The sequence below is a fragment of the Kitasatospora sp. NPDC023385 genome (assembly GCF_055664045.1).
In genome coordinates, this window is record NZ_JBVOOL010000016.1 from 1 (window position 1) to 26409 (window position 26409).

General features: G+C 72.8%; 21 protein-coding genes and 1 tRNA gene. 20 read left to right on the top strand and 2 right to left on the bottom strand.

Features of this window, described 5'->3' with window-relative positions:
* Nucleotides 1–148: 148 nt before the first annotated feature.
* Entirely contained in the window at nt 149–904 is a 756-nt protein-coding gene (locus tag AC0B61_RS23960; protein ID WP_471742782.1) for a TetR/AcrR family transcriptional regulator, read from the bottom strand.
* A 140-nt stretch (nt 905–1044) separates the two neighbouring features.
* On the opposite strand from AC0B61_RS23960, the gene AC0B61_RS23965 reads away from it, so the two are divergent.
* The 4 genes from AC0B61_RS23965 to AC0B61_RS23980 all read left to right on the top strand — a co-directional run bounded on the left by AC0B61_RS23965 (nt 1045) and on the right by AC0B61_RS23980 (nt 6749).
* The gene (locus AC0B61_RS23965) at nt 1045–2751 is read left to right on the top strand and encodes a DUF885 domain-containing protein (RefSeq protein WP_471742783.1); all 1707 of its coding nucleotides are present in this window, start codon (nt 1045–1047) and stop codon (nt 2749–2751) included.
* Between the two features lie 172 nt (nt 2752–2923).
* The gene (locus AC0B61_RS23970) at nt 2924–4579 is read left to right on the top strand and encodes an MFS transporter (RefSeq protein WP_471742784.1); all 1656 of its coding nucleotides are present in this window, start codon (nt 2924–2926) and stop codon (nt 4577–4579) included.
* Between the two features lie 123 nt (nt 4580–4702).
* Nucleotides 4703–5638: a carbohydrate kinase family protein gene (locus AC0B61_RS23975; RefSeq protein ID WP_471742901.1), complete on the top strand. Its 936-nt coding sequence runs from the start codon at nt 4703–4705 to the stop codon at nt 5636–5638.
* A 103-nt stretch (nt 5639–5741) separates the two neighbouring features.
* On the top strand, nt 5742–6749 hold the full coding sequence (locus AC0B61_RS23980) for a trypsin-like serine peptidase (protein ID WP_471742785.1): 1008 nt from the start codon (nt 5742–5744) through the stop codon (nt 6747–6749).
* 133 nt (nt 6750–6882) lie between these two features.
* On the opposite strand, the gene AC0B61_RS23985 is transcribed toward AC0B61_RS23980, so the two are convergent.
* Nucleotides 6883–6954, bottom strand: a tRNA-Arg gene (locus AC0B61_RS23985).
* Between the two features lie 179 nt (nt 6955–7133).
* Here AC0B61_RS23985 and AC0B61_RS23990 point away from each other — a divergent pair.
* From AC0B61_RS23990 to AC0B61_RS24065, 16 genes are all read left to right on the top strand, one after another.
* Nucleotides 7134–7550 carry a response regulator gene (locus AC0B61_RS23990; protein ID WP_471742902.1) on the top strand — a complete coding sequence of 139 codons (417 nt, stop codon included), beginning with the start codon at nt 7134–7136 and terminating at the stop codon, nt 7548–7550.
* 84 nt (nt 7551–7634) lie between these two features.
* A complete protein-coding gene (gene argS / locus AC0B61_RS23995) occupies nt 7635–9290 on the top strand; it encodes an arginine--tRNA ligase (RefSeq protein WP_471742786.1) in 1656 nt (551 codons plus the stop codon).
* A gap of 88 nt (nt 9291–9378) precedes the next feature.
* Entirely contained in the window at nt 9379–10770 is a 1392-nt protein-coding gene (lysA, locus tag AC0B61_RS24000; RefSeq protein WP_471742787.1) for a diaminopimelate decarboxylase, read from the top strand.
* Nucleotides 10771–10905: 135 nt separating this feature from the next.
* Nucleotides 10906–12198, top strand: coding sequence for a homoserine dehydrogenase (locus tag AC0B61_RS24005; protein ID WP_471742788.1), 1293 nt, complete (start codon nt 10906–10908; stop codon nt 12196–12198).
* Between the two features lie 9 nt (nt 12199–12207).
* Complete coding sequence (thrC, locus tag AC0B61_RS24010; RefSeq protein WP_471742789.1) at nt 12208–13308, top strand: threonine synthase; 1101 nt, start codon at nt 12208–12210, stop codon at nt 13306–13308.
* A gap of 344 nt (nt 13309–13652) precedes the next feature.
* Entirely contained in the window at nt 13653–14591 is a 939-nt protein-coding gene (gene thrB / locus AC0B61_RS24015; RefSeq protein ID WP_471742790.1) for a homoserine kinase, read from the top strand.
* A 588-nt stretch (nt 14592–15179) separates the two neighbouring features.
* Nucleotides 15180–17309 (top strand): transcription termination factor Rho, encoded by a 2130-nt coding sequence (gene rho, locus AC0B61_RS24020; RefSeq protein WP_471742791.1) that lies wholly within the window; start codon nt 15180–15182, stop codon nt 17307–17309.
* A 141-nt stretch (nt 17310–17450) separates the two neighbouring features.
* Entirely contained in the window at nt 17451–18656 is a 1206-nt protein-coding gene (locus tag AC0B61_RS24025; RefSeq protein WP_471742792.1) for an LCP family protein, read from the top strand.
* Nucleotides 18657–18794: 138 nt separating this feature from the next.
* The gene (gene rpmE, locus AC0B61_RS24030; RefSeq protein WP_471742793.1) at nt 18795–19016 is read left to right on the top strand and encodes a 50S ribosomal protein L31; all 222 of its coding nucleotides are present in this window, start codon (nt 18795–18797) and stop codon (nt 19014–19016) included.
* Between the two features lie 129 nt (nt 19017–19145).
* Nucleotides 19146–20225, top strand: a complete 1080-nt coding sequence (gene prfA, locus AC0B61_RS24035; RefSeq protein WP_471742794.1) for a peptide chain release factor 1 — start codon at nt 19146–19148, stop codon at nt 20223–20225.
* Nucleotides 20226–20287: 62 nt separating this feature from the next.
* Nucleotides 20288–21154 carry a peptide chain release factor N(5)-glutamine methyltransferase gene (gene prmC, locus AC0B61_RS24040; RefSeq protein ID WP_471742795.1) on the top strand — a complete coding sequence of 289 codons (867 nt, stop codon included), beginning with the start codon at nt 20288–20290 and terminating at the stop codon, nt 21152–21154.
* 174 nt (nt 21155–21328) lie between these two features.
* Complete coding sequence (locus tag AC0B61_RS24045; protein ID WP_471742796.1) at nt 21329–21976, top strand: L-threonylcarbamoyladenylate synthase; 648 nt, start codon at nt 21329–21331, stop codon at nt 21974–21976.
* Nucleotides 21977–22008: 32 nt separating this feature from the next.
* Nucleotides 22009–22650, top strand: a complete 642-nt coding sequence (locus AC0B61_RS24050; protein ID WP_471742903.1) for an arsenate reductase/protein-tyrosine-phosphatase family protein — start codon at nt 22009–22011, stop codon at nt 22648–22650.
* Nucleotides 22651–22767: 117 nt separating this feature from the next.
* Nucleotides 22768–24054, top strand: coding sequence for a serine hydroxymethyltransferase (locus tag AC0B61_RS24055; RefSeq protein ID WP_471742797.1), 1287 nt, complete (start codon nt 22768–22770; stop codon nt 24052–24054).
* Between the two features lie 166 nt (nt 24055–24220).
* On the top strand, nt 24221–25498 hold the full coding sequence (locus AC0B61_RS24060; RefSeq protein ID WP_471742798.1) for an MraY family glycosyltransferase: 1278 nt from the start codon (nt 24221–24223) through the stop codon (nt 25496–25498).
* Nucleotides 25499–25795: 297 nt separating this feature from the next.
* Nucleotides 25796–26239: a hypothetical protein gene (locus AC0B61_RS24065; RefSeq protein ID WP_471742799.1), complete on the top strand. Its 444-nt coding sequence runs from the start codon at nt 25796–25798 to the stop codon at nt 26237–26239.
* Nucleotides 26240–26409 lie beyond the last annotated feature (170 nt).

Sequence of the window (26409 nt, forward strand, 5' to 3'; positions counted from 1 at the left end):
GCGGATCCTCGCGCTGACCGCCGCGATCTGGCACAACGACCACACTGGCCAGCCCGTCATGCGCTCGCTGACCGCGTACGACCACTGAACCCCTTGGCATCAGTCATCTAGTCGGCACAGCCCCGACCCTTGGCACGGGGGTCGGGCCCTACCGGGCCGCCAGCACCTCGCGCAGCCGCTCCGCCCGCGGGGCGTCCGGCCCCTCCAGCGCGAGCAGTCCCGCCAGCACCTGCGCCGTCTGCGGATCGCGCAGCGCCGTCGCCGCCGCCATCGCGGTGAACTGGTCCACCAGCCAGTCGCGCAGCTCGGTCACCGGCAGCGCGCGCCCCTCGTCCAGCCAGCTCAGCGATGCGCCCTCGACCACCGCGATCCACGAGCGCACCAGCAGCGTCAGCCGCGGCCCGGCCTCCCGCACGCCCAGGTGGCGCAGCGTGCGCCGCAGCGCCGCCCGCCGGACGTCGTCCACGATCGCCGAGGTGCGGGCCGTCTCCACCACCGAACCGCCGCGCAGCAGCGCCGAGTAGCCCGCGTCGTGCTCGGCCACGAAGGCGAAGTAGCCGTCCAGCACGGCCGCCAGCTGCTCGGACGGCGTCCCGGCCAGGGGTACGGCGAAGCGGCTGGTCAGCTCGTCGGCGGCGGTGCGCAGCGCGGCCTCGTACAACTGCTGCTTGCCGCCCGCGAAGTAGCGGTAGACCAGCGGGCGGGAGGCCCCGGCGGCTTCGGCGACGTCGTCCAGGCCCACCTCCTCGGGCGGCCGGGAGGCGAACAGCTCCAGGGCGACCGCGATCAGCTGCTCGCGCCGCTGCTGCACCGGCAGCCGCCGGTATCCGGTGCGGCGCGGGCGCACGTCGGGTACGGCCGGGGCGGGCACCTGATCGGCTGCCGGGGTGGGGCGGGCTTCCATGGCGGCCAGCGTAATGGGCGCCGGACGGATCGGATCCTGTCGCGGGCGAACGGATTCCCGCGGGCCGGCCCCGGGGCGGACGGGTCGGCCGGGGTCCGCAAAGGGGTTGCAAACCGGCCGCACCACGCCATGATGTCCGGATGGTTGAAGAACTGATCACCGCCGACGGCACCACCCCGCGCCGCATCGCCGACGGCTACGTCCACGCGCTCGCCGAGCTCGACCCGCTGACCGCGGTCTACCTCGGCCTGAACCCCGAGGACGACCGGCTGCCCGACCTCTCCCCGGCGGGCCCCGCCGCGATCGCCGACCTCGCCCGCCGCACCCTCGCGCAGCTCGACGAGGCCGAGCGGGCCGGCGCCGCCGAGAACGAGGCCGAGCGCCGCTGCGCCCGGCTGCTGCGCGAGCGGCTGACCGCCGAACTCGCCGTCCACGACGCGGGGGAGCACTTCCGCGCGGTGCGCAACCTGGCCTCCCCGGTGCACGACCTGCGGGAGTCCTTCACCCTGATGGCCACCGGCACCGAGGCCGAGTGGCAGGTGGTCGGCCGCCGGCTGGCGAAGGTCCCGGTCGCGCTGGAGCAGTACCGGCAGACCCTGGCCGCGGGCATCGAGCGCGGCCTGCTGGCGGGCCCGCGCCAGGTGACGACGGTGGTCGGGCAGATCGCCGAGTGGCTGGCGGGCGACGTGCCCGGCGGCTGGTTCGGGCAGTTCGCCCAGGACGCGCCGGAGCCCCTGCGCGCCGAGCTGTCCGGGCACGCGGTGGCCGCCGCCGAGGCGCTGGCCGCGCTGCGCGACTGGCTGCGGGACGTGTACGGCCCGGCCGCGGCCGGCACCCCGGACGAGGTGGGCCGCGAGCGCTACCGCCGGTGGGTGCGCTATTGGTCCGGCGCGGACCTGGACCTGGACGAGGCCTACGCGTGGGCCTGGACCGAGTTCCACGACCTGCTCGCCCAGATGCGGGCCGAGGCCGAGAAGGTCCTTCCGGGCGCCGACCCGATGGCGGCGATGGCCTGGCTGGGCACCGACGGCCCCGCCGTCGAGGGCGCCGAGGGCATCCGGGAGCACCTGCAGGGCCTGATGGACCAGGCGATCCGGGACCTCCAGGGCATCCACTTCGACCTGGCCGAGCGCGTCACCCGGGTCGAGTCGAGGATCGCGCCGGCCGGCAGCGCCGCCGCGCCGTACTACACCCCGCCGTCGCTGGACTTCAACCGCCCGGGGCGGACCTGGCTGCCGCTGCTCGGCCGGGAGCGCTTCCCGCTCTGGGACCTGGTCTCGATCTGGTACCACGAGGGCGTCCCGGGCCACCACCTGCAGCTCGCCCAGTGGAACCACGTCGCCGACCGCCTCTCCACCTACCAGGTCAGCCTGGGCGGGGTCAGCGCCAACCTGGAGGGCTGGGCGCTGTACGCCGAGCGCCTGATGGACGAGCTCGGCTACCTCACCGACCCGGGCCAGCGCCTCGGCTACCTCAACGCGCAGATGATGCGGGCGCTGCGGGTGATCGTCGACATCGGCATGCACGCGGGCCTGGACTTCCCGGCCGACTCCCCGTACAAGCCGGGCGAGCCGGTGAGCCCGGAGCACGCGCGCGAGTTCTTCGGGCAGTACTGCGGCATGTCCGCCGACTTCCTGGACAGCGAACTGGTCCGCTACCTGGGCATGCCCGGCCAGGCGATCGGCTACAAGCTCGGCGAGCGCGCCTGGCTGCGCGGCCGGGCGGCGGCGCGGGCGGCGCACGAGGCGCGCGGCGAGGAGTTCGACCTCAAGGCCTGGCACATGGCGGCCCTCTCGCAGGGCTCGCTGGGCCTGGACGACCTGGTCGAGGAGCTCTCGGTGCTCTAGCCGGCCGTACGGAACCAGGGCCGGGGGGTTCGTCCCGGTGTCCCAAGGCCCTGGTTCTTTTGTCCCAAAGGTCCGATTTGGTGAGGTTTTTCCTTGCCATCCCGTCGGGCCCGGGTATTGGCTGGAAGGCGACTGCGTGACCTCTCCGCACCCACTCCGGAAGGCTCGACCAGTGACTGCCCAACCTGCCACCGGTCATGAGGACGCGGACAGCCGCCGCTGGTGGGCGCTGGCGGTCATCGCCATCGCCCAACTCATGATCGTCCTCGACATCACCATCGTGAACATCGCACTGCCGTCCGCCCAGCGGGACCTGGGCATCTCCGACGCCGACCGGCAGTGGGTGATCACCGCCTACACGCTCGCCTTCGGCGGCCTGCTGCTGCTCGGCGGACGGCTGGGCGACCTCTTCGGCCGCAAGCGCGTCTTCACCATCGGCCTGCTCGGCTTCGCCCTCGCCTCCGCCCTCGGCGGCGCCGCGGTCGACCCGACCATGCTCTTCGCCGCCCGCGCCCTCCAGGGCGCGTTCGGTGCCCTGCTCGCCCCCTCCGCGCTGGGGCTGCTCTCCACCACCTTCTCCGACCCGAGGGAACGCAGTACGGCCTTCGGCATCTTCGGCGCGATCGCCGGCGGCGGCGCCGCGATCGGCTTCATCGCCGGCGGGCTGCTGACCGAGTACCTGAACTGGCGCTGGTGCCTGTTCGTCAACGCCCCGATCGCCGTCGCCACCGCCTTCGCCGCGTTCTCGGTGCTGAAGCGCGACCACGTCGCCAAGGGGCGCCGGGTCAGGCTGGACCTGCCGGGCGCGCTGCTCGGCTGCGGCGGCCTGCTGGCGATCGTCTTCGGCACCTCCGAGGCGGTGACCCGCGGCTGGGTCGACGGCCTGGTGCTCGGCTCGCTGGTCCTGGGCGCGGCCCTGCTCGTGGTGTTCGTCCTGGTCGAGCGGCGCAGCGCGCACCCGCTGCTGCCGGTGCACATCGTCGCCGACCGCAACCGCGGCGGCGGCGCGCTCTCGGTCGGCCTGGCCATGGTCGGCATGTTCGGCCTGTTCCTGTTCCTCACCTACTACCTGCAGGCCATCAAGCACTTCTCGCCGGTGGTCTCCGGCCTGTCCTTCCTGCCCATGACGGCCGCCATCGTGGTGAGTTCGACGGGCTTCGCGGCCCGGCTGATGACCAGGGTGCCGTCCCGCAACCTGATCGGCCCCGGCCTGCTGCTCGCCGCGGGCGGCATGGCCTGGCTGACCCAGATGCGGGTGGACAGCCCGTGGGCCGGCATGGTGCTGCCCGCCGAACTGCTGCTCGGCTTCGGCATGGGCCTGGTGTTCATGCCGTCGATGAGCCTGGCCACCCTCGGGGTCGCCCCGAACGAGGCCGGAGCGGCCGCGGCCACCATCAACTCGGCCCAGCAGGTGGGTGGTTCGTTCGGTACGGCGCTGCTGAACACGGTCGCCGCGAGCGCCACCGCGAGCTTCCTGGCCACCCGGATCGCGTCTAGCCCGGCGGTCCGCGCCCAGGGCGCGGTGCACGGCTACGTGATCGCGACCTGGGTGGCGATGGGCATCCTGCTGCTGGCCGCGCTGGTCGCCTTCCTGATGATCGACCACCGGCCGGAGCCCGGTGAGGCCACCGCCGTGACGGGCGGGGCCGAACCGGAGGCCGCCGCGGCCACGGCGTCCGCCGGGCGGGACGTGGACGGGCGGCCGAGTCCGCGGGCCGCCGCCATGGCCGACGTCCGGGCCAACGTCCGGGCCAACGTCCGGGCCAACGTCCGGGTCGGCGACGAGGCGCGTACCGAAGCGGGGGTGGAGCGGCCACCTGCCGATTGAAAATTGCAGCAAGGTCTTGCAGTCAACCTCCGGCGCCTGCTTGACTCCTGGACACCGTCCAGGGATCAAGGAGGCGCCGTCGTGCAGCCGGAGACCACGCCCGCGAGCGCCGAGACCGCGAGCATCGAGGCCGCAACCGCCGGGGCCGCCCCCGCACCGCCCGAGTTCGACCTGCTGGTCGTCGGCGGCGCGGGCGTGGACACCATCGTCCGGGTCGACCGGCTGGAGATCCCGCCCGGCGACTCGCAGTACGTCGAGCCGGTGCGCGACTACGTCGGCCACACCGGCAACGGCGTCGCCCTCGGCGCCCACCACCTCGGCCTGCGCACCGCCTTCCTCGACTTCCTGGGCGACGACCCGCAAGGCGCGCTGGTTCGCGCCGCCTACGAGCGCCACGGCCTGCACTTCGCCCACCTGGTGAGCCCGCACGGCACCCCGCGCGGGGTCAACCTGGTCGACGCCGCAGGCCGCCGCTTCTCCTTCTACGACGGCCGCCACCCCGCCGGCCTCCGACTGTCGCGCGCCTTCTACCTGCCGTACGCCGAACGCAGCCGGCACGTCCACCTCTCCATCACCGGCGTCAACCGCGACATGTACGGCGACCTCCACCGGCTCGGCCGCACCACCTCCACCGACCTGCACGACTGGGACGGCGCCGACCCGCACCACCGCGATTACGCGCTCCGCTCCGACCTGGTCTTCCTCTCGGTGGCCGGCTGCCGCGGACGGCACGAGCAGGTGATGCGGGCCATCCTCGCCGAGGGCCGCGCACAGCTGGTCGTCGCCACCGCGGGCGCCGAGGGCTGCCACCTGCTCACCCGCGGCGACCGCGCACCGCGCCACCTGCCGGCCGTCGACCCGGGCCGCCCGGTGGTGGACACCAACGGCGCCGGGGACGCCTTCGTCTCCGGCTTCCTGTACGCGTGGTTCCGGGGCCGCCCGCCGCTGGACTGCGCCCGGGCCGGCTCGGCGGCCGGGGCGTTCGCGTGCACGGCGGCCGGGACGCACACCGCGTTCCTCACCGCGGGGGAGCTGGACCGCTTACTCGCCGCGGGGTGAGGTTTTTCTCATCAGGATCCCAGCCTCCGGTAACGACCTTTCCAGGCTGAGGCGTCATAGTCGTTGATCGGACGCCGCCCCCGAACCCGGCAGGAGACAAGGCATGGGTCAGCACAGCCGCCGGAGATCCCGACGCCGTCTCCTGGGCCCGTCCCTGTTCACCGCGCTGTCCGCCGTCGTCGTGGCCGCCGTGGTCGCCGGGACGCACGGGCTGGACCTCTCCGACGCGACGGCCGCCGGCAAGTCCGCCCGCAGCACCCGCGTCGCCGCCGCACCCGCCCCGACCGGCGCCGCGTCGGCGGCCGTCCCGGCGGTGGCCCCCACGCCGACCGAGAGCCCGGCCCCGACCGAGAGCCCGGCCCCGACCGACGGCCCGACCGGCAGTGCGACCGACGGCCCGACCGCGAGCGCCGCCCCGGCCGACACCCCGTCGGCCGCCCCCGCCACCCACGGCGCCGCGCCCGGCACCACCGCGCCCGCCCCCGCCGACGCCCACGAAACCGCCACCGTGGGCGCGCTGTTCAGCGGATCGGTGGCGGCCGGCAACCACTTCTGCACCGCCAGCGTGCTGCACAGCCCCACCGGCAACCTGCTGCTGACCGCCGCGCACTGCCTCGACAGCACCGACGGCGTCACCTTCGTCCCCGGCTACCGCAACGGCTCCGCCCCGTACGGCACCTGGAAGGTGACCGCGATCCACACCACCGCCGGCTGGGCCCAGAAGGGCGACGTGGACGAGGACTTCGCGATCCTGGAGACGGCCCCCAGCAACGGCCGCAAGGTCGAGGACGTGGTCGGCGGCAACCGCCTGGGCGCCGACGAGCCCTTCGACGCCACCGTCCGCCTCTACGGCTACCCCGCCGGCTCCGAGGTGCCCAACCTGTGCACCAACACGAGCGGCCAACAGAGCGCCTACCAGCGGGTCATCCAGTGCCCCGCCTACCCGGCGGGCACCAGCGGCGGCCCGTGGATCAACGCCGCCACCGGCGACGTGGTCGGCGCCATCGGCGGCTACCAGCAGGGCGGCGACACCGACGACGTCTCGTACAGCGCCTACTTCGACCACACCATCGCGACGCTCTACGCCCAGGCCGAAGTCGCCGCCTCCTGACCCGGCCCCGCCCGGCCCGCACCGTCCGGGCGGGCAGGCCCCGGCGACCGGCCCGGAACATGACGAAGGCCCAGATCCGTGGACAACTCCACTGGTCTGGGCCTCGATTGCACTCTCGCACTCACTGCGTGAGTGCCCCCGGTAGGATTCGAACCTACGCACCCGCCTCCGGAGGGCGGTGCTCTATCCCCTGAGCTACGGGGGCCTATCGGCCTGTCGGGCGCTCGCGCTTCCGACGTGGAGAACACTACCAGGCCCGGGCCGCGGTCCGTGCACGGGTTTTCCGGGAGCCGGGCGGGGGCGGCCGCGGGCGGGCGGCCGCGGAAGTGCCCAAAGGCCGGACGGCGCGGCGGGCCCGCGGATACCCTCGGTGAGGTGTCGGGAGTGTCCGGGCGGGTCCTCGTGGTGGACGACAGCGAGGTGATCCGCCAGCTGATCAGGGTCAACCTGGAGCTCGAGGGCTTCGAGGTGGTGACCGCCGCCGACGGCGCCGAGTGCCTGGAGGTCATCCGCCGGGTGCAGCCCGACGTGGTGACGCTGGACGTGGTGATGCCGCGGCTGGACGGCCTGCGGACGGCGGCCCGGCTGCGCGCGACGCCGGCCACCAGCCGGCTCCCGATCGCGATCGTGAGCGCCTGCAGTCCGGCGGACCTGGACCTGGGGGAGACCGTCGGCGTGGACGGCTACCTGGGCAAGCCCTTCGACCCGGCGGACCTGGTGGCGCTGGTGCGCCGGCTGATGGCGGGCGGACCGTCGGCCGCGTTTCGCCCTGAGCGAACAGAGCGGACGGATCGCGGCTGACACCCCTGGAGGGACGGTGCGGCGGCGTCTCAACCGGTAAACCGGGTGGCGGGCGGGCACCCCGTCTCGCCTACGCTTGGCGTCGTGACCCCCGCAGAGCTTTCCCAGGCAGTCCAGGCCGCAGTGCGCGCCGCCGTCGAGGCGGGCGAGCTGGCCGTCGCCGTGCCCGAGCACGTGACGGTCGAGCGGCCCAAGAACAGGGACCACGGCGACTACGCGACCAACGTGGCCCTCCAGCTCGCCAAGGCGGCCGGCAGGCCGCCGCGAGCCATTGCCGAGGTGCTGGCCGAGCGGCTGCGAGGGATCACCGGCGTCGCTCAGGTCGACATCGCCGGTCCGGGCTTCCTGAACATCACCCTGGACACCGCCACCGCCGGTGCGCTGGCGCGCACCATCGTCGAGGCGGGCGAGGCCTACGGCCGCAACGAGGCGCTCAAGGGCCTCAGGATCAACCTGGAGTTCGTCTCCGCCAACCCCACCGGCCCGATCCACATCGGCGGCGTCCGCTGGGCCGCCGTCGGCGACTCGCTGGCACGCGTGCTGCGGGCCTCCGGCGCCGACGTCACCACCGAGTACTACCTCAACGACGCGGGCGTGCAGATCTCCAAGTTCGCCGCCTCGCTGCAGGCCGCCGCGAACGGCCGCGAGGTGCCGGCCGACGGGTACGTCGGCGAGTACATCGGCGACATCGCCAAGGCGCTCACCGACGCGATCCCGGGCGTCCTCGACCTGCCCGAGGCCGAGCAGCTGGAGGTCTTCCGCACCGAGGGCCTGAAGCTCATGGTGGCCGAGATCAAGCGCTCCATGGAGGAGTTCGGCACCCACTTCGACGTGTGGTTCTCGGAGAAGTCGCTGCACGACTCCGGCGCCGTCGAGAAGGCCATCGACCGGCTGCGCGAGCAGGGCCACGTCTTCGAGGCGGACGGCGCGGTCTTCCTGCGCACCACCGACTTCGGCGACGACAAGGACCGCGTCCTGATCAAGGCCGACGGCGACAAGACCTACTTCGCCGCCGACGCCGCCTACTACCTGTCCAAGCGGGACCGCGGCGCCGAGGTCGCGCTCTACATGCTGGGCGCCGACCACCACGGCTACGTCAACCGCCTCAAGGCCATCTCGGCCTGCGCGGGCGACGACATGAACCGCAACATCGAGGTGAAGATCGGCCAGTTCGTGAAGATGCTTCGCGACGGCGAAGAGGTCCGCATGTCCAAGCGTGCGGGCAACATCATCACGATCGACGACGTGGTCGAGTGGATCGGCGTGGACGCCGCCCGCTACACCCTGGCGCGCTCCTCCACGGACTCGACGATCACGCTGGACATCAACATCCTGACCAGCCAGACCAACGAGAACCGGGTCTTCTACGTCCAGTACGCGCACGCCCGGATGTCCTCGCTGCAGCGCAAGGCGGCGGACCTGGGCATCACGCGCTCGGCCGACTTCAAACCGGAGCTGCTGGCCACCGAGTGGGAGAACGAACTGCTCGGCCGGCTCGCCGAGTTCCCCGGCGTGCTGGCCGAGGCCGGCGAGTTCCGCCAGCCGCACCGGGTCGCCGTGTACCTGGAGGGTCTGGCCGGCGCGTACCACCGCTTCTGGGACAACTGCCCGGTCCTGCCCAAGGGTGACGACGAGGTCACGGACCTCACGCACGCCCGCCTCTGGCTGGTCGAGGCGACGCGCACCGTGCTCGCCAACGGCCTGACGCTCCTGGGCGTGACGGCGCCCGAGCGGATGTAGGAACCACCCCCAAGCGCACAGCGGGGGCGGCTGACGGTCAACGGGGACCGTCGCCGCCCCTCGCCATAGGTCAAGGAAACCGAGAGACATGAGTCGCTCCGCACACCCCGCAGGCCCCCGGCACGGCGATGTGCTGCCCGAGGGCCACTACCAGGCCCCGCCGGCCGACCTGAACGCGCTCGACCCCAAGGTCTGGTCGCGCACCGTCGCCCGCGGCGCCGACGGCGAGGCCACCGTCGGCGGGATCGGTGTCAGGCAGCTGGCGGCCGAGTTCGGCACCCCGGCGTACGTGCTCGACGAGGAGGACTTCCGGGCCCGGGCGCGCGCCTGGCGGGACGCCTTCGGCGCCGGGGCGGACGTCTACTACGCCGGCAAGGCGTTCCTCTCCAAGGCGGTCGTGCGCTGGCTGCACGAGGAGGGCCTCAACCTCGACGTGTGCAGCGCGGGCGAGTTGGCCGTCGCGCTGGCCGCCGGGATGCCGCCGCAGCGGATCGCGCTGCACGGCAACAACAAGTCGGTGGACGAGCTCGAGAACGCGGTGAAGACCGGGGTCGGGCACATCGTGGTCGACTCGTACGAGGAGATCGAGCGGCTGGCCGCGATCGCCGCCCGCCAGGGCGTGCGCCAGCAGGTGCTGATCCGGGTCACCGTCGGCGTCGAGGCGCACACCCACGAGTTCATCGCCACCGCGCACGAGGACCAGAAGTTCGGGCTGTCGCTGGGTGGGGGAGCGGCCGCCGAGGCGGTGCGCCGGGTGCTCGGCCACGGCAGCCTGGAGCTGCGCGGCATCCACTCGCACATCGGCTCGCAGATCTTCGACACGGCCGGCTTCGAGGTGGCGGCCCGCCGGGTGGTCGGCCTGCTGGCCGAGATCCGCGACGAGCACGGCGTGCAGCTGCCCGAGATCGACCTCGGCGGCGGCCTCGGCATCGCCTACACCAGCGACGACGACCCGCGCGAGCCGGCCGAGATCGCGGCCGCGCTGGCCGACATCGTCCGCCGCGAGTGCGCCGCCGCGCAGCTGGACGCGCCCCGGCTGAGCGTGGAGCCGGGCCGGGCGATCGTCGGCCCGACGGCGTTCACGCTGTACGAGGTCGGCACCGTCAAGCCGGTGGCGGGCCTGCGCACCTATGTCAGCGTGGACGGCGGGATGTCCGACAACATCCGTACCGCGCTGTACGACGCCGAGTACTCGGTGGCCCTGGTCTCGCGCACCAGCGAGGCCGAGCCGATGCTGGTCAGGGTGGTCGGCAAGCACTGCGAGTCCGGCGACATCGTCGTCCGGGACGCCTTCCTGCCGGCCGACCTGGCCTCGGGGGACCTGATCGCGGTGCCCGCCACCGGCGCCTACTGCCGTTCGATGGCGAGCAACTACAACCACGCCCTCAAGCCGCCGGTGGTGGCCGTCGAGGGCGGTGCGGCCCGGGTGATCGTCCGGCGCGAGACGGAGGAGGATCTCCTGCGTCTCGATATCGGATGACGAAATCCTTGTCTCAGATCATGGAACGACCGTAGATCCGTGCGGAAAGTCCCGGAGACTGGTACGGACCGAAGTTCCCGGCGGGCGGGAAAACCGCCGGAAATACCGAAGCAGATGAATGCAGAGCGGAGTCGGATGATGCGTACGCGCCCGCTGAAGGTGGCGTTGCTGGGTTGTGGTGTGGTGGGCTCCGAGGTGGCGCGCATCATGACGACGACGGCCGACGACCTCGCCGCTCGCATCGGTGCCCCGGTGGAGCTGGCCGGGATCGCGGTCCGCCGGGCCGGGCGGGTGCGCCCGGGCGTGCCCGAGCACCTCATCACCACCGACGCCGAGGCCCTGGTCGGCCGCGGCGACATCGACGTGGTGGTCGAGGTGGTGGGCGGCATCGAGCCGTCCAAATCCCTGATCCTGTCGGCCTTCGAGCAGGGCGCCTCGGTGGTCAGCGCCAACAAGGCGCTGCTCGCCCAGGACGGCACCGCGCTGCACGCGGCGGCCGCCGGGGCCGGGGTGGACCTGTACTACGAGGCGGCGGTGGCGGGCGCGATCCCGCTGCTGCGCCCGCTGCGCGAGTCCCTCGCGGGCGACAAGGTCAACCGGGTGCTGGGCATCGTCAACGGCACCACCAACTTCATCCTCGACAAGATGGACACCACCGGCGCCGGCTACTCGGAGGCGCTGGAGGAGGCCACCGCGCTGGGCTACGCCGAGGCCGACCCGACGGCCGACGTCGAGGGCTTCGACGCCGCCGCCAAGGCCGCGATCCTGGCCGGCATCGCCTTCCACACCGAGGTGACCGCGGCGGACGTCTACCGCGAGGGCATCACCGAGGTGACCGCGGCCGACATCGCCTCCGCCAAGGAGATGGGCTGCGTGGTCAAGCTGCTCGCGATCTGCGAGCGGGCCGCCGACGGCGAGTCCGTCACCGCGCGGGTCCACCCGGCGATGATCCCGCTCTCGCACCCGCTGGCCTCCGTCCGCGAGGCGTACAACGCGGTCTTCGTCGAGGCCGAGGCGGCCGGCCGGCTGATGTTCTACGGCCCCGGCGCGGGCGGCGCGCCGACCGCCTCCGCGGTGCTCGGCGACCTGGTCGCGGTCTGCCGCAACAAGCTGGCCGGCGCCACCGGCCCCGGCGACTCGGTGTACACGCAGCTGCCCGCCAAGCCGATGGACGAGGTGGTCACCCGCTACCACGTCAGCCTGGACGTGGACGACCGCGCGGGTGTGCTCGCCCAGGTGGCGTCCGTCTTCGCCGAGCACGGCGTCTCCATCGACACCGTGCGCCAGCAGGGCCGCGACGGCGACGCCTCGCTCGTCGTGGTCACCCACCGTGCCACCGACGCCGCGCTGTCGGCGACGGTCGACAAGCTCCGCGCGCTGGACAGCGTGCGGGACGTGGCCAGCATCATGCGGGTCGAAGGGGAATAAGGAACTGCCATGAACGCCGTTGCCGAGAACGTCGTCCGAGGCGCGCACACCCACCAGTGGCGCGGCCTGATCGAGGAGTACCGGGACCGCCTGCCGGTCACCGCGGCCACCCCGGTGGTCACCCTGCTGGAGGGCGGCACGCCCCTGGTCCCCGCCCAGGTGCTGTCCGAGCGCACCGGCTGCGAGGTCTACCTCAAGGTCGAGGGCGCCAACCCGACCGGCTCCTTCAAGGACCGCGGGATGACGATGGCCATCTCCAAGGCCAAGGAGGAGGGCGCGCAGGCGGTCATCTGCGCGTCCACCGGCAACACCTCGGCCTCCGCCGCCGCGTACGCGGTGCGGGCCGGGATGGTCTCCGCGGTGCTCGTCCCGCAGGGCAAGATCGCCCTCGGGAAGATGGGCCAGGCGCTGGTGCACGGCGCCCGGATCCTGCAGGTCGACGGGAACTTCGACGACTGCCTCACCCTTGCGCGTGAACTGTCCGAGAAGTATCCGGTGGCCCTGGTCAACTCGGTGAACCCGGTGCGCATCGAGGGCCAGAAGACCGCGGCCTTCGAGATCGTCGACATGCTCGGCGACGCCCCGGACATCCACGTCCTGCCGGTCGGCAACGCGGGCAACATCACCGCGTACTGGAAGGGCTACCGCGAGTACCGCGCGGACGGCCTCTCCTCGCGCACCCCGCGGATGTGGGGCTTCCAGGCCTCCGGCTCGGCCCCGATCGTGGACGGCGCGCCGGTGCTCAAGCCGCAGACCATCGCCACCGCGATCCGGATCGGCAACCCGGCCTCCTGGGACTTCGCGCTCGCCGCGAGGGACGAGTCCGGCGGCCTCATCGACAAGGTGACAGACCGTCAGATCCTGGCCGCCTACCGGCTGTTGGCCTCTCAGGAGGGCGTCTTCGTGGAGCCCGCCTCGGCCGCCTCGGTGGCCGGCCTGCTGGCCAAGGCGGAGGCCGGCCTGGTCGACCCGGGCCAGCGGATCGTCTGCACCGTGACCGGCAACGGCCTCAAGGACCCGGACTGGGCGGTGGCCGGCGCGCCGCAGCCGCAGATCGTCCCGGTCGACCCGCAGGCGGCGGCCCGGCAGCTCGGACTGCTCGACCGGTAGCGGAGTCTGACACTTCGACGGGCTGACCCTTTCGGGGGTCGGCCCGTCAAAGCTCTCCACTGACACTTTTGTGTCAATTCCGCTTCGCATTCCGATCCGATTCCGGCACGCATTCCGGCCAGAACCGGCAACACACCAGATCGAAGCCCCACGGGGTGTACCGCTGGGGAACCTCTCTTCGATACTCTGGCTTCGGCCGTGTGGCACATGCCCCGGGCCCGGCGCCGTCCGGGCCGCGCCGACGACCGCGGCCACCCGCCCCGACCGGGGCCCGCGGCCCTTTCCCCCACCTCGCACCGACGACGCGCTCCGCGCCGCCCGATTTCCCCAGGAGAGTCCACCGCATGGCCGGTCCTGCGTTCCGTGCCGCCGCCGTCCGGGTCCGGGTTCCCGCGACCAGTGCCAACCTCGGCCCCGGCTTCGACGCCTTCGGACTCGCGCTGGGTCTGTACGACGACGTGGTCGTCCGGGTCTCCGACTCCGGCCTCGCCGTCGACATCGCCGGCGAGGGCGCCGAGACGCTGCCGCGCGACGAGCGCCACCTGCTGGTCCGCTCGATGCGCGCCGCCTTCGACCGGCTCGGCGGCCAGCCGCGCGGCCTCGAAGTGGTCTGCGCCAACCGGATACCGCACGGCCGGGGCCTCGGCTCCTCCTCCGCCGCCATCTGCGCCGGCATCGTGGCCGCCCGCGCGGTCACCATCGGCGGCCCGTCGGCGCTGGACGACGACGCGCTGCTGGCCCTCGCCTCCGAGCTGGAGGGCCACCCGGACAACGTCGCGGCCTGCCTGCGCGGCAACTTCACCATCGCGTGGACCGACGAGGAGTCGGCCAAGGCGGTCTCCCTGGAACCCTCCGAGCTGGTCGTCCCGGTCGTGTTCGTCCCGGCCGGCGCGGTGCTCACCGAGACCGCCCGCGGCCTGCTCCCCAGGACCGTCCCGCTGGCCGACGCCGCCATCAACGCCGGCCGCTCCGCGCTGCTGGTGGAGGCCCTGACCCGGCGGCCCGAACTGCTCTTCCCCGCCACCGAGGACCGCTTGCACCAGGACTACCGCGCCTCCGCCATGCCGGACAGCGCCGGACTGGTCGGCGCGCTGCGCGCGGAGGGCGTCCCCGCGGTCATCTCCGGGGCCGGCCCGACCGTCCTGGCGCTCACCGACGAGGCGGGCGTCGACAAGGTGCTCTCCTTCGCCGGGCACCACGGCCACGGCGGCGATCCGGGGTTCGCCGCGCACCGGCTGGACGTCGACCGCGCCGGGGCCGTGGTGCTCCCGCTGGACGTCTGAGCTGCCCGTACGGGCCCGGCCCCGGCACCGCGCCGAGCCGGGCCCACGGACACGATTGGCAAGCACCAGGCTGGGGAATGTCTGAGGGGGTCGGTAGTGTTAACCTCATTGCTGCACCAGGTGCCCTCCGGGGCCCGGTGCGCCGCGTCCCGATCCCAGCACTCCACTGCCGTGGAGTCCCGGCGATGCACGGGGCGACGATTCTCCGGGAGCCCACCGCAGCGCGTACGCAGCCTGCCTGCGCGACACGCGGCCGCATCCCGAAGCCGTGACGGCACCTGACTCCCACCCGCGGCCTCCCACCTTGAGGCCAGGACGGGCGGAGCGCGGGCCACCGTCACGCGACGGGGGCCCGGGATTCGCAGGCAGCGTGGGGGTTACGCCCTCAGGGGAGGTCGACACACGACCGGCCCACGCGCCACTCAGCACCACCGTGCTTCACGCACCGCACCTCGCAGCCCTCCCTCGACAGGCTCCCGCCGTTCGAGGGATCACCGCCTCGGACCGACGCAGTCGAGCGTCGGTCAGGACAGCACAACCGGTCGCCGAGCCAGACAGGCCGACGTCCGCTCCAGGGAAGGACCCTTAGTGAGCGACTCCACCGATCTGATGGGCGCGCGCCCGGACGCCGAAGCGTCGGACGCAGCCGCCCCCGCTGCCCCGGCGCGCCGCCGCCGCAGCGCCGCCGCGGGCCTGGACGGCATGGTCCTGGCCGAGCTGCAGAAGCTCGCCGGGGACCTTGGCATCACCGGTACCGGACGCATGCGCAAGAGCCAGCTGATCGAGACCATCAAGGAGAAGAGCGGCGGAGACCCGCTGCTCGCCGCCGGTGGCGCCCCGGCCGCCAAGCGCACCGCCGCGAAGGCGGAGGCCGAGGCCCCGGCGGAGAAGCCGGCCCGCCGTACCAAGGCCGCCGCGGCCGCTGCTGCCGCCGCCGAGGCCCCGGCCGCCGCCGAGCCGCAGGCCCAGATCGAGATCCCGGTCCAGGCCGCCGCCGAGACCGCCGCGCCCGCCCGTGCCGAGCGCACCCGCCGCCGCGCCACCGCGGCCGCCGGCGCCCCCACCGCGCCGGTCGGCGCCGAGGGCTCGGCCGACGCCGCCGTGACGGTCGCCGAGCCGAAGCAGGGCGAGGCCCGCACGGCCGAGAGCCGCGAGGACAGCCGCGAGAGCCGTCGCGACCGCCGCGAGCGGCGTGACCGCCGCGACTCCGGCGAGCGCACCGAGCGCACTGACCGCGCTGACCGCACGGAGCGGACCGAGCGCGCCGAGCGTCCGGAGTCCGCCGAGGCCCAGGACGCCGACTCGCGCGAGTCGCGCCGCGACCGCCGCAACCGTCGTGAGCGCACCGACCGCCAGGGCCAGCAGGGCCAGCCGCAGAGCGGCGGCCAGAGCAGCCAGGGCGACCAGCAGGGCCGCCAGGCCCCGCAGACCCAGCAGCAGCCCCAGGCTCAGCAGGGCGGTTACGACGACGACGAGTTCGGCGAGGGCCGTCGCGGCCGTCGTGGCCGCTACCGCGACCGCCGGGGCCGTCGCGGCCGCGAGGGCTTCGAGGCCGGCCCGGCCGAGCCCGTGGTCGGCGAGGACGACGTCCTGATCCCGGTCGCCGGCATCCTCGACATCCTCGACAACTACGCGTTCGTGCGCACCTCCGGCTACCTGCCGGGCCAGAACGACGTCTACGTCTCGCTCGCCCAGGTCCGCAAGAACGGCCTGCGCAAGGGCGACGCCATCACCGGTGCGGTGCGCCAGCCGCGCGACGGTGAGCGCCGCGAGAAGTTCAACGCCATGGTGCGGCTGGACTCCGTCAACGGCATGGACCCGGAGAGCGGCCGGGGCCGCCCCGAGTTCAACAAGCTCACCCCGCTGTACCCGCAGGACCGGCTGCGCCTGGAGACCGACCCGGGCGTGCTGACCACCCGGATCATCGACCTCGTGTCGCCGATCGGCAAGGGCCAGCGCGGTCTGATCGTCGCGCCGCCGAAGACCGGCAAGACGATGGTGCTGCAGGCGGTCGCCAACGCGATCACCCACAACAACCCCGAGTGCCACCTGATGGTCGTCCTGGTCGACGAGCGTCCGGAAGAGGTCACCGACATGCAGCGGTCGGTGAAGGGCGAGGTCATCTCCTCGACCTTCGACCGCCCGGCCGAGGACCACACCACCGTCGCCGAGCTGGCCATCGAGCGCGCCAAGCGCCTGGTCGAGCTGGGCCACGACGTGGTCATCCTGCTGGACTCGATCACCCGCCTGGGCCGCGCCTACAACCTGGCGGCGCCGGCCTCCGGCCGCATCCTGTCCGGTGGTGTCGACTCGACCGCGCTGTACCCGCCGAAGAAGTTCTTCGGTGCCGCGCGCAACATCGAGAACGGCGGCTCGCTGACCATCCTGGCCACCGCGCTGGTCGAGACCGGCTCGCGGATGGACGAGGTGATCTTCGAGGAGTTCAAGGGCACCGGCAACATGGAGCTCAAGCTCGACCGGAAGCTCTCGGACAAGCGCATCTTCCCGGCCGTCGACGTGGACGCCTCCAGCACCCGCAAGGAGGAGATCCTGCTCGGCAGCGAGGAGTTGGCCATCGTCTGGAAGCTGCGCCGGGTGCTGCACGCGCTCGACTCGCAGCAGGCGATCGAGCTGCTCCTGGACAAGATGAAGCAGACCAAGAGCAACGCCGAGTTCCTGATGCAGATCGCCAAGACCACCCCCGGCTCCAACGACTGACCGTAGCCGGACGGTTGTCACAGCACGGAACCCCGGATCGCGCGAGCGGTCCGGGGTTCCGTGCGTCCAGGCCCGCTTTGTTCCAGAGTCGGGACATCTTGGGGGCGTCTGGATCATCTTGTCCGATTTACTCTGGACCGTATGGCCGAGCACAAGAGGGTCCTGAGTCGCCGCCGCAAGGTCCTGCGGACGGCCGCCTGCGCGTTGGTCGCGTTCGTCGTCCTCGGCGCCGGCGCGGCCGTCTACGCGTACGTCAAGCTCAACGGCAACATCAAGAGCGTCGACATCGACGGCCGCCTCGGCGGCGCCCGGCCGCCGGCCGCCACCGACGGCTCCTTCAACATCCTGGTGCTGGGCTCCGACTCGCGGAACGGCGACAACGGCTCCCTGGCCGGCGGGGACACCGGCGACACCGCCCGCTCGGACACCGCGATGGTGGTGCACATCAACCAGGCCCACTCGGGCGCGCAGATCGTCTCGATACCGCGCGACACCCTGGTCACCCGCCCCGACTGCACCGACGCGAGCGGCAGGACCGTCGCCGGGGCCAAACGCGCGATGTACAACAGCGCCTTCGAGACCGGCGGCGCGGCCTGCGCGGTCAAGACCACCGAGCAGCTCACCGGACTGCGGATGGACCACTACCTGCAGGTCGACTTCGCCGGCTTCGCCCGGGTCGTGGACGCGATAGGCGGGGCCACCGTGACCACCACGGTGGCCATCCACGACAAGGACAGCGGCCTCGACCTGCCGGCCGGGGAGCACCACCTGGACGGGCAGCAGGCGCTCGCCTTCGTCCGCACCCGGCACGGCGTCGGCGACGGCAGCGACCTCGGCCGGATCGAGCTGCAGAAGCAGATGGTGAAGTCGCTGCTCCGGCAGGCCGGCGGGGCGGGACTGTTCACCGACCCGGTCAAGGCGTGGTCGATCGGCGACACGGTGACCAGGAGCGTCACCACCGACTCCGCGCTCGGCTCGGTGAACGCGCTGGTCGGGCTCGCCCAGGAACTCAAGGGGATCGGGCCGGAGCAGCTCGGCATGGTCACCCTGCCGGTGGCGGCCGCCCCCGGCGACCCGAACCGGGTGGTCGAGCAGCAGCCGCAGGCCGACCAGGTCTGGGCCGCCCTCAAGGCTGACCAGCCGTTCCCGCAGGCGGTCGTCTCCGCGCAGCCGGAGAACCCCGCCCAGGCCGACCCCGCGGCCACCCCGTCGACGTCCGCGAGGACCTCCGGAGCCGCCGGGGCCTCCGCAGCCGCAGGTACCGCAGGTGCCGGGGGGAAGCCCTCCCCGAAGGCCACCGCGCACGCCACCCCGAAGACCGGGACGAACCCGGCCACCGCGCGCTGAGCGGGGCCCGGAATATCCCGGAACGGGCCCCGGTTTGGGAAGATGCGGCCGGTCCTGGCAGACTGGTCCGTCGGTCCCGGTTCACGTGCGGCGCTCCAGCCGCCGACCCGGTGCCCTCCCGAAACCTAGGAGCATCCCTTGAAGTCCAACGTTCACCCCGAGTATGTGCTCACGCACGTGACCTGCACCTGCGGTGCCGAGTTCACCACCCGCTCGACCGAGACCAGTGGCGAGATCCGCGCCGAGGTCTGCTCGCAGTGCCACCCGTTCTACACCGGCAAGCAGAAGATCCTCGACACCGGTGGCCGTGTGGCCCGCTTCGAGGCCCGCTTCGGCAAGCAGCACAGCGCGAAGGCCTAGCGCTCCCTCGGCGCCGGTTCGCGGCGCCCCCGTACTCGTTGTCGGGGGCGCCGGGGACCGGCGCCGTTCGCGTCCCCCCACGCACCGCCCACACCGCACCATCCGAACCCCCGGGAAGAAGGCCACCCCATGTTCGAGGCAGTCGAAGAGCTCCTCGTCGAGCACGCCGACCTCGAGAAGAGGCTGGCCGACCCGTCCGTCCACGCCGACCAGAACAACGCGCGCAAGCTGGCCAAGCGCTACGCCGAGCTGACCCCGATCACCCGGATCTACCGGGAGTGGCGGCAGGCCGGCGAGGACATCGAGGCCGCCCGCGAACTCGCCCTCGAGGACCCGGAGTTCATCTCCGAGGTGAAGGACTCCGAGGCGCGCCGCGACGAGCTCACCGAGCAGCTGCGGCTGCTGCTGGTGCCGCGCGACCCGAGCGACGACAAGGACGTCATCCTGGAGATCAAGGCGGGCGAGGGCGGCGAGGAGTCCGCGCTGTTCGCCGGCGACCTGCTCCGGATGTACCTGCGCTACGCGGAGCGGATCGGCTGGAAGACCGAGATCATCGACGCCAACGAGTCCGACCTCGGCGGCTACAAGGACGTCTCGGTGGCCGTGAAGACCAAGGGCAACAGCACGGAGCCCGGCCAGGGCGTCTGGGCCCGGCTGAAGTACGAGGGCGGCGTGCACCGCGTGCAGCGTGTCCCCGCCACCGAGTCCCAGGGCCGCATCCACACCTCCGCGGCGGGCGTGCTGGTCACCCCCGAGGCGGAGGAGGTCGAGGTCGAGATCGTCGCCAACGACCTGCGGATCGACGTCTACCGCTCCTCGGGCCCCGGCGGCCAGTCGGTCAACACCACTGACTCCGCCGTCCGGATCACCCACCTGCCGACCGGTATCGTGGCGTCCTGCCAGAACGAGAAGAGCCAGCTGCAGAACAAGGAGCAGGCGATGCGCATCCTGCGTTCGCGGCTGCTGGCCGCCGCGCAGGAGGAGGCCGAGCGCGAGGCCTCGGACGCGCGCCGCAGCCAGGTCCGCACCGTGGACCGCTCCGAGCGGATCCGGACGTACAACTACCCCGAGAACCGCATCTCGGACCACCGCACGGGATTCAAGGCGTACAACCTGGACCAGGTCCTGGACGGCGACCTGAACCCGGTGATCCAGTCCTGCGTGGACAAGGACGCGGCGGTCAAGCTCGCCGCGGCCCAAGAGAACTGAGACCGGCGCGCCCCAGCCCACGCGCAGTCCGCGAGCCGGAGCGCAGAAACGAGGTCGTACGGATGAACCTGCTGCTCGCCGAGGTGGCCCAGGCCACCCAGCGGTTGGCCGCGGCCGGCGTGCCGTCGCCGCGCTTCGACGCGGAGGAACTCGCCGCCTACGTCCACAACGTCAAGCGCAGCCAGCTGCACACGGTGAAGGACGCCGACTTCGACGCCCGCTACTGGGAGGCGGTCTCGCGCCGGGAAGCGCGCGAGCCGCTCCAGCACATCACCGGGCGGGCGTTCTTCCGCTACCTCGAACTCGCCGTCGGCCCCGGGGTGTTCGTGCCCCGGCCGGAGACCGAGACGGTCGTCGAGTGGGCCATAGACGCGGTGCGCGACATGGACGTGGCCGAGCCGCTGGTGGTGGACCTGTGCTCCGGCTCCGGCGCGATCGCCCTCGCCCTGGCCCAGGAACTGCCGCGCTCGACCGTGCACGCCTTCGAACTGGACGAGGGCGCGCTGCAGTACACCCGGCGCAACATCGACGCCAGCCCGGACCGCGCCCGCGTCACCCTGCACGCCGGGGACGCCACCCGGGCCTTCGAGGACGACCACTCCTGGGACGGCCGCTTCGACCTGGTCATCTCCAACCCGCCGTACATCCCGCTCGCCGAGTGGGAGTACGTCGCGCCCGAAGCCCGCGACCACGACCCGCAGATGGCGCTGTTCTCCGGCGAGGACGGCCTCGACACCATCCGCGGCATCGAGCGGGTGGCCGCCCGGCTGCTGCGCCCGGGCGGCGCGGTGGTCATCGAGCACGCCGACCAGCAGGGCGGCCAGGTGCCGTGGATCTTCAACGAGGAACACGGCTGGACGGACACCGCCGACCACCGCGACCTGAACAACCGGCCCCGCTTCACGACCGCCCGGAGGGTGGCGTCGTGAAGGGTCAGGCACGGTACGACCGCCCGGAGGGTGGCGTCGTGAAGGGTCAGGCACAGTACGACCGCCCGGAGGGTGGCGTCGTCCTGACCAGCAAGCGCAGCACCAGTGCGCGCACGGCCGCGCTGTGACGATCGCCGTGACTGCCATGAGCCACTCCGGAAGGGGACCGCACCGATGAGCCGCCGCTACGACTGTGCCGATGCCGGGGACCGCGCCACCGGCCTGCGCGAGGCCGCCTCGGCGGTCCGCCGCGGCGAACTCGTCGTGCTGCCCACCGACACCCTGTACGGGGTCGGTGCGGACGCCTTCTCCCCGGAGGCCGTCGGCGAGCTGATGACGGCCCGGGGCCGTGGCCGCGCCACGCCCTCGCCCGTGCTGGTCGGCTCGCCGACCACCCTGCACGGCCTGGTGACGGACTTCTCCGAGCAGGCCTGGGAGCTGGTCGACGCCTTCTGGCCCGGCGGGCTCACCCTGGTCGCCCGGCACCAGCCCTCGCTGCGCTGGGACCTCGGCGAGACCCGCGGCACCGTCGCCGTCCGGATGCCGCTGCACCCGGTGGCGATCGAGCTGCTGAACGCGACCGGCCCGATGGCCGTCTCCAGTGCCAACCGGATCGGCGGGGCGTCGCCGGTGACCTGTGACGAGGCGCAGGCGCAGCTCGGCGACGCCGTCTCGGTCTACCTGGACGGCGGGTCGGCGGACCACACCGCCGCCTCGTCCATCGTCGACGTCACCGGCAAGGTCCCGGTCCTGCTGCGGGCGGGCGCGATCAGCGTCGAGCAGCTGAGGGAGGTCGTCCCCGACCTGGAGGCCGGCAGTTGACGCCGACCGCCTCGCTCCACTCCGGGCCCGGCATAGCGCCGTACCTGAGTGTGGGCCCCAGGCCGCTGGACCACTTCCGGATCCTGTTCGTCTGCACGGGCAACATCTGCCGCTCGCCGATCGCCGAGCGGCTCACCCGGCGTGAGCTGGACACCCGGCTGAGCCCCCGGGTGGCCGGGCGGATCCTGGTGGAGAGCGCCGGCACCTGGGGCCACGTGGGCGCGCCGATGGAGGACCACGCCGCGACCGTGCTGGACGAGTACGGCGCGGACAGCGGCGGCTTCACCGGCCGCGAGCTGCTGGACGAGCACGTGGTCGAGGCCGACCTGGTGCTCACCGCGACCCTGGACCACCGCGCCCAGGTGATCTCGATGGGCCACGAGGCGGGGCTGCGCACGTTCACGCTGAAGGAGTTCACCCGCCTGGTGCGGACGATCGACCCGGGCACGCTGCCCGATCCCCGGCGCGGCGCGGACGTCACGGAACGGGCCCGCGCGCTGGTCCGGGCGGCCGCCGCGCTGCGCGGCTGGCTGCTGGCCGCCATTCCGGAGTCGGACGAGCTGGACGACCCGTACGGGGCACCGATCGGCATGTTCCGCAACTGCGGCGAGGAGATATTCCACGCGGTCGACCCGGTGGTCACCGCGCTCACGGGGGTTGCGGCGCGCCGCTGACGGCCGAACGGCCCTGTCCCGGCGGGCCTGGCGGCGGCAACGGTCCTACGCTGGTCGGACCGTCCCCCGGCCGCAGGCTGGGAGGTGCCCCCACTCGCAGCGACCGGGAGCCCCGCCATGACCGTCACCGATGCCGCGACCGGACCGACCACGACCCAGGGGCGCCCGTCGGCGTCCGAGGCGCTGCACCGCGCCGATCCGCAGCTCGCGGACCTGCTGGCCGCGGAGGCCGAACGGCGGGCCGAGACGATCCAGTTGCTGGCGGGGGAGAACCTCACCACTCCCGCTGTCCTGGCGGCCCTCACCGGCCCGCTGATCGACAAGTACGCCGAGGGCTATCCGGGCCGCCGGCACCACACCGGCTGCGCGCTGGCGGACGCCGCCGAGCTGCTGGCGATCGACCGGGCCCGCGAGCTGTTCGCCGCCCCGCACGCCAACGTCCAGCCCCGGTCGGCGACTTCGGCGATGCTGGCGGCGTACGCGGCGCTGCTGCGGCCCGGCGACGGGGTGCTGGCGATGTCGCTGGAGCACGGCGGCCACCTCAGCTGCGGCTCGCGCGCCAACTTCTCCGGCCGCTGGTTCGACTTCACCGGGTACGGCGTGCGCGAGGACGACGGGCTGATCGACCTCGACCAGGTGCGCGAACTGGCCCGGCTGCACCGCCCGAAGGCCATCGTCGCGGGGTCGATCTCCTACCCCCGGCACCCGGACTGGGCGGCCTTCCGGGAGATCGCCGAGGAGGTGGACGCCTACTTGATCGCCTCCGTCGCGCAGACCACCGGCCTGGTCGCGGCCGGGGTGGCGCCCTCGCCGGTGCCGTACGCGGACGTCACGGTGGCGGCCACCCACAAGCTGCTGCGCGGCCCGCGCGGCGGCCTGCTGCTGTGCACGGCCGAGCTGGCCGACCGGGTCGACCGGGCGGTGTTCCCGTTCAGCCAGGGCGGCGCGGCGATGAACGAGGTGGCCGGCAAGGCGGTCGCCCTCGCGGAGGCCGCGACGCCCGCCTACCGGGCGTACGCGCAGCGGACGGTGTCCGGGGCTCGGGCCCTGGCCGAGGGGCTCGCAGCGGCCGGCCTGCGCCCCCTGACGGGCGGTACCGACACGCATCTGGTGACGGCCGACGTGAGCCCGCTGGGCGTGAGCGGCGCGGAGGCCGAGCGGCGCTGCGCGGCGGCCGGGCTGCTGCTCGGCAAGTGCGCGCTGCCGTACGACCCGGCGCCGGCCGCGGAGACCTCCGGGATCCGGCTGGGCACCGGCACGGTGACCAGCCAGGGGATGGGCGAGGCGGAGCTGTCGGAGATCGCCGGGCTGATCGCGCGGGTGGTCGCCGGCGGCGCCACCGCCCCGGCCGCGGCCCGGGTCCGGGAGCTGGCGGCGGCCTTCGCCGGGCCGGCCCGGGGCTGACCGGCCACGGGCATCCCGATCTCCTACCCGGGAGGGCGAACCGCGATGCACGTCCCCGGCGTCCGACTCAATAAGGTGTGTGCCGTGGCGACGCACCTCGAACCCCGGGAAGGCAGGGGAGTACCTTCGGTACTTCCCCGTTCGACAGTCATGCAGGAGGCCAGTGGTGCGTGAGTATCTGCTGGTGCTGTTCTGCACCGCCGCCGTCACCTACCTGCTGACCGGCCCGGTCCGGAAGTTCGCCATCGCGGCCGGCGCGATGCCGCCGGTGCGCGCCCGTGACGTGCACCGCGAGCCCACGCCGCGGCTCGGCGGCATCGCGATGTTCGGCGGGCTGTGCGCGGGCATCCTGGTCGCCTCGCAACTCGACAACCTGAGCAAGGTGTTCACCCAGGGCACCGACATCCGCGCGCTGCTGTCCGGCGCCGGGATCATGTGGCTGCTCGGGGTGCTCGACGACAAGTGGGGCGTGGACGCGCTGGTGAAGCTCGGCGGCCAGATGATCGCCGCCGGTGTGATGGTCTGGCAGGGCGTCACGGTGATCACCCTCCCGGTGCCCGGCGTCGGCGCGGTTGCGGTGAGCCCCACCCAGGGCATGGTCATCTCGGTCACCCTGGTCGTCGTCATGGTCAACGCGGTGAACTTCATCGACGGCCTGGACGGGCTGGCCGGCGGCATGGTCTGCATCGCCGCGATGGCCTTCTTCCTGTACAGCTACCGGCTCTGGTACGGCTACGCGATCACCGACGCGGCGCCCGCCGTGCTGTTCAGCGTGCTGCTGATCGGCATGTGCCTGGGCTTCCTGGCGCACAACATGCACCCCGCGCGGATCTTCATGGGCGACTCCGGCTCGATGATGCTGGGCCTGATGCTGGCCGTCGCCGCGATCTCCGTCACCGGCCGGGTCGACCCGGACCTGATCAGCAACGAGACCGGCTCGGAGCGGGCCGCCGTGCACGCCCTGGTGCCGATCTACATCCCGCTGCTGCTGCCGCTGACGGTCATCGCGCTGCCGCTGGCCGACCTGCTGCTCGCGGTGGTCCGCCGCACCTGGGCCGGCCAGTCGCCGTTCGCCGCGGACAAGCGCCACCTGCACCACCGGCTGCTGCAGGTCGGGCACTCGCACAGCCGGGCCGTGCTGATCATGTACTTCTGGGCCGCGCTGATCGCCTTCGGCACGGTGGCCTTCTCGGTGACCAACACCGGCCGCACGGTGGCCCTGACGCTCTCCGGGCTCTGCCTGGTCGGCCTGGTGGTGCTGCTCACCCCGCGGTTCCGGCCGCGCGCCCCGCGGGCGGTGCAGTCCTTCGTCCCGCCGCGGTACCGCCGGCAGTCCTCCGCTCCGATGGCCGAACTGTCGGCGAAGGACAAGCAACTCCTCGGTGAGGCCGGCCGGGACTCCGCTGAGCGGGCCGACCACGGACCGGCCGGCGGCCGTCGCTGACGGGTGAGTTGACGATCCGTCGGATGGCTTCACCCGATCGGCGGGTTCGCTGGGCCGTCGGTGTGACAGGTGCCACACATTCATGGTAAAGCTCTCATCAAATAGTTTGTGATACCGTTCACGAGTACCGAGAACACGCCGAAAGACCTGACAGGTGGATGACTTCCGTCCCTGTTGGTCTCCCTCGACGGGCCCGCCGTCCCCGCGGGCGGCCCGGCGGCGATGCTCGGTCCGGTGTCACCCGTCACCGTTGTGCCCGTCCCCCCGCCACATCGACATGCCGCCGGAGCTGCCGACATGCCGTCCACCGACGCCCGGATCCTCCGAGGCGCCGCGATTCCCACTGCGGCCGCCGGAATCATCGCCATGGCGATCTCCTTCGCCGTCGCCGGCGGGAAGGGCCTGCTCGGCGCCCTCTTCGGCGCCCTCCTGGTGCTGGCCTTCTTCAGTTCGGGCCAGTTCGCGCTCGACCGGCTGACCAGGTCGAACCCGCAGATCATGATGGCCGCGGCGCTGCTGGTGTACACCACTCAGATCCTGCTGGTCGGCATCGTGCTGGCGGTGTTCAAGAACACCGAGCTCTTCGACCGGCGGACCTTCGCCTTCACGTTGATCGGCTGCGTGCTGATCTTCACCGGCTTCCAGGTGCGCGGCGCGCTCAAGGCCAAGACCTTCTACGTCGACCCCAATGCCTCGGAAAGCAAGGGTGACAAGCCCTCCGACAAGGGTCGTCAACAGTGACGAGGGCCAACTGTCCCCCCAACGAGGGGGGCGGTGTTTATGCCGCACTGACGGGCTGCTATCGTCCGTCGCAACAACGGAGTACGGGAAGAGGCCAGGTCTGTCCTGACAGTGGACGGATCGCCCCCCGGACCCGCGCAGTCTTCGATGATCCCGTGGTCGTGCAGTAC

What these genes read in the sequence shown, in the direction of transcription:
- AC0B61_RS23960 (WP_471742782.1), bottom strand. Translation starts at nt 904, where the DNA reads ATGGAAGCCCGCCCCACCCCGGCAGCCGATCAGGTGCCCGCCCCGGCC.
- AC0B61_RS23965 (WP_471742783.1), top strand. Translation starts at nt 1,045, where the DNA reads ATGGTTGAAGAACTGATCACCGCCGACGGCACCACCCCGCGCCGCATC.
- AC0B61_RS23980 (WP_471742785.1), top strand. Translation starts at nt 5,742, where the DNA reads ATGGGTCAGCACAGCCGCCGGAGATCCCGACGCCGTCTCCTGGGCCCG.
- lysA (WP_471742787.1), top strand. Translation starts at nt 9,379, where the DNA reads ATGAGTCGCTCCGCACACCCCGCAGGCCCCCGGCACGGCGATGTGCTG.
- AC0B61_RS24005 (WP_471742788.1), top strand. Translation starts at nt 10,906, where the DNA reads ATGATGCGTACGCGCCCGCTGAAGGTGGCGTTGCTGGGTTGTGGTGTG.
- thrC (WP_471742789.1), top strand. Translation starts at nt 12,208, where the DNA reads ATGAACGCCGTTGCCGAGAACGTCGTCCGAGGCGCGCACACCCACCAG.
- thrB (WP_471742790.1), top strand. Translation starts at nt 13,653, where the DNA reads ATGGCCGGTCCTGCGTTCCGTGCCGCCGCCGTCCGGGTCCGGGTTCCC.
- AC0B61_RS24025 (WP_471742792.1), top strand. Translation starts at nt 17,451, where the DNA reads ATGGCCGAGCACAAGAGGGTCCTGAGTCGCCGCCGCAAGGTCCTGCGG.
- prfA (WP_471742794.1), top strand. Translation starts at nt 19,146, where the DNA reads ATGTTCGAGGCAGTCGAAGAGCTCCTCGTCGAGCACGCCGACCTCGAG.
- prmC (WP_471742795.1), top strand. Translation starts at nt 20,288, where the DNA reads ATGAACCTGCTGCTCGCCGAGGTGGCCCAGGCCACCCAGCGGTTGGCC.
- AC0B61_RS24045 (WP_471742796.1), top strand. Translation starts at nt 21,329, where the DNA reads ATGAGCCGCCGCTACGACTGTGCCGATGCCGGGGACCGCGCCACCGGC.
- AC0B61_RS24055 (WP_471742797.1), top strand. Translation starts at nt 22,768, where the DNA reads ATGACCGTCACCGATGCCGCGACCGGACCGACCACGACCCAGGGGCGC.
- AC0B61_RS24065 (WP_471742799.1), top strand. Translation starts at nt 25,796, where the DNA reads ATGCCGTCCACCGACGCCCGGATCCTCCGAGGCGCCGCGATTCCCACT.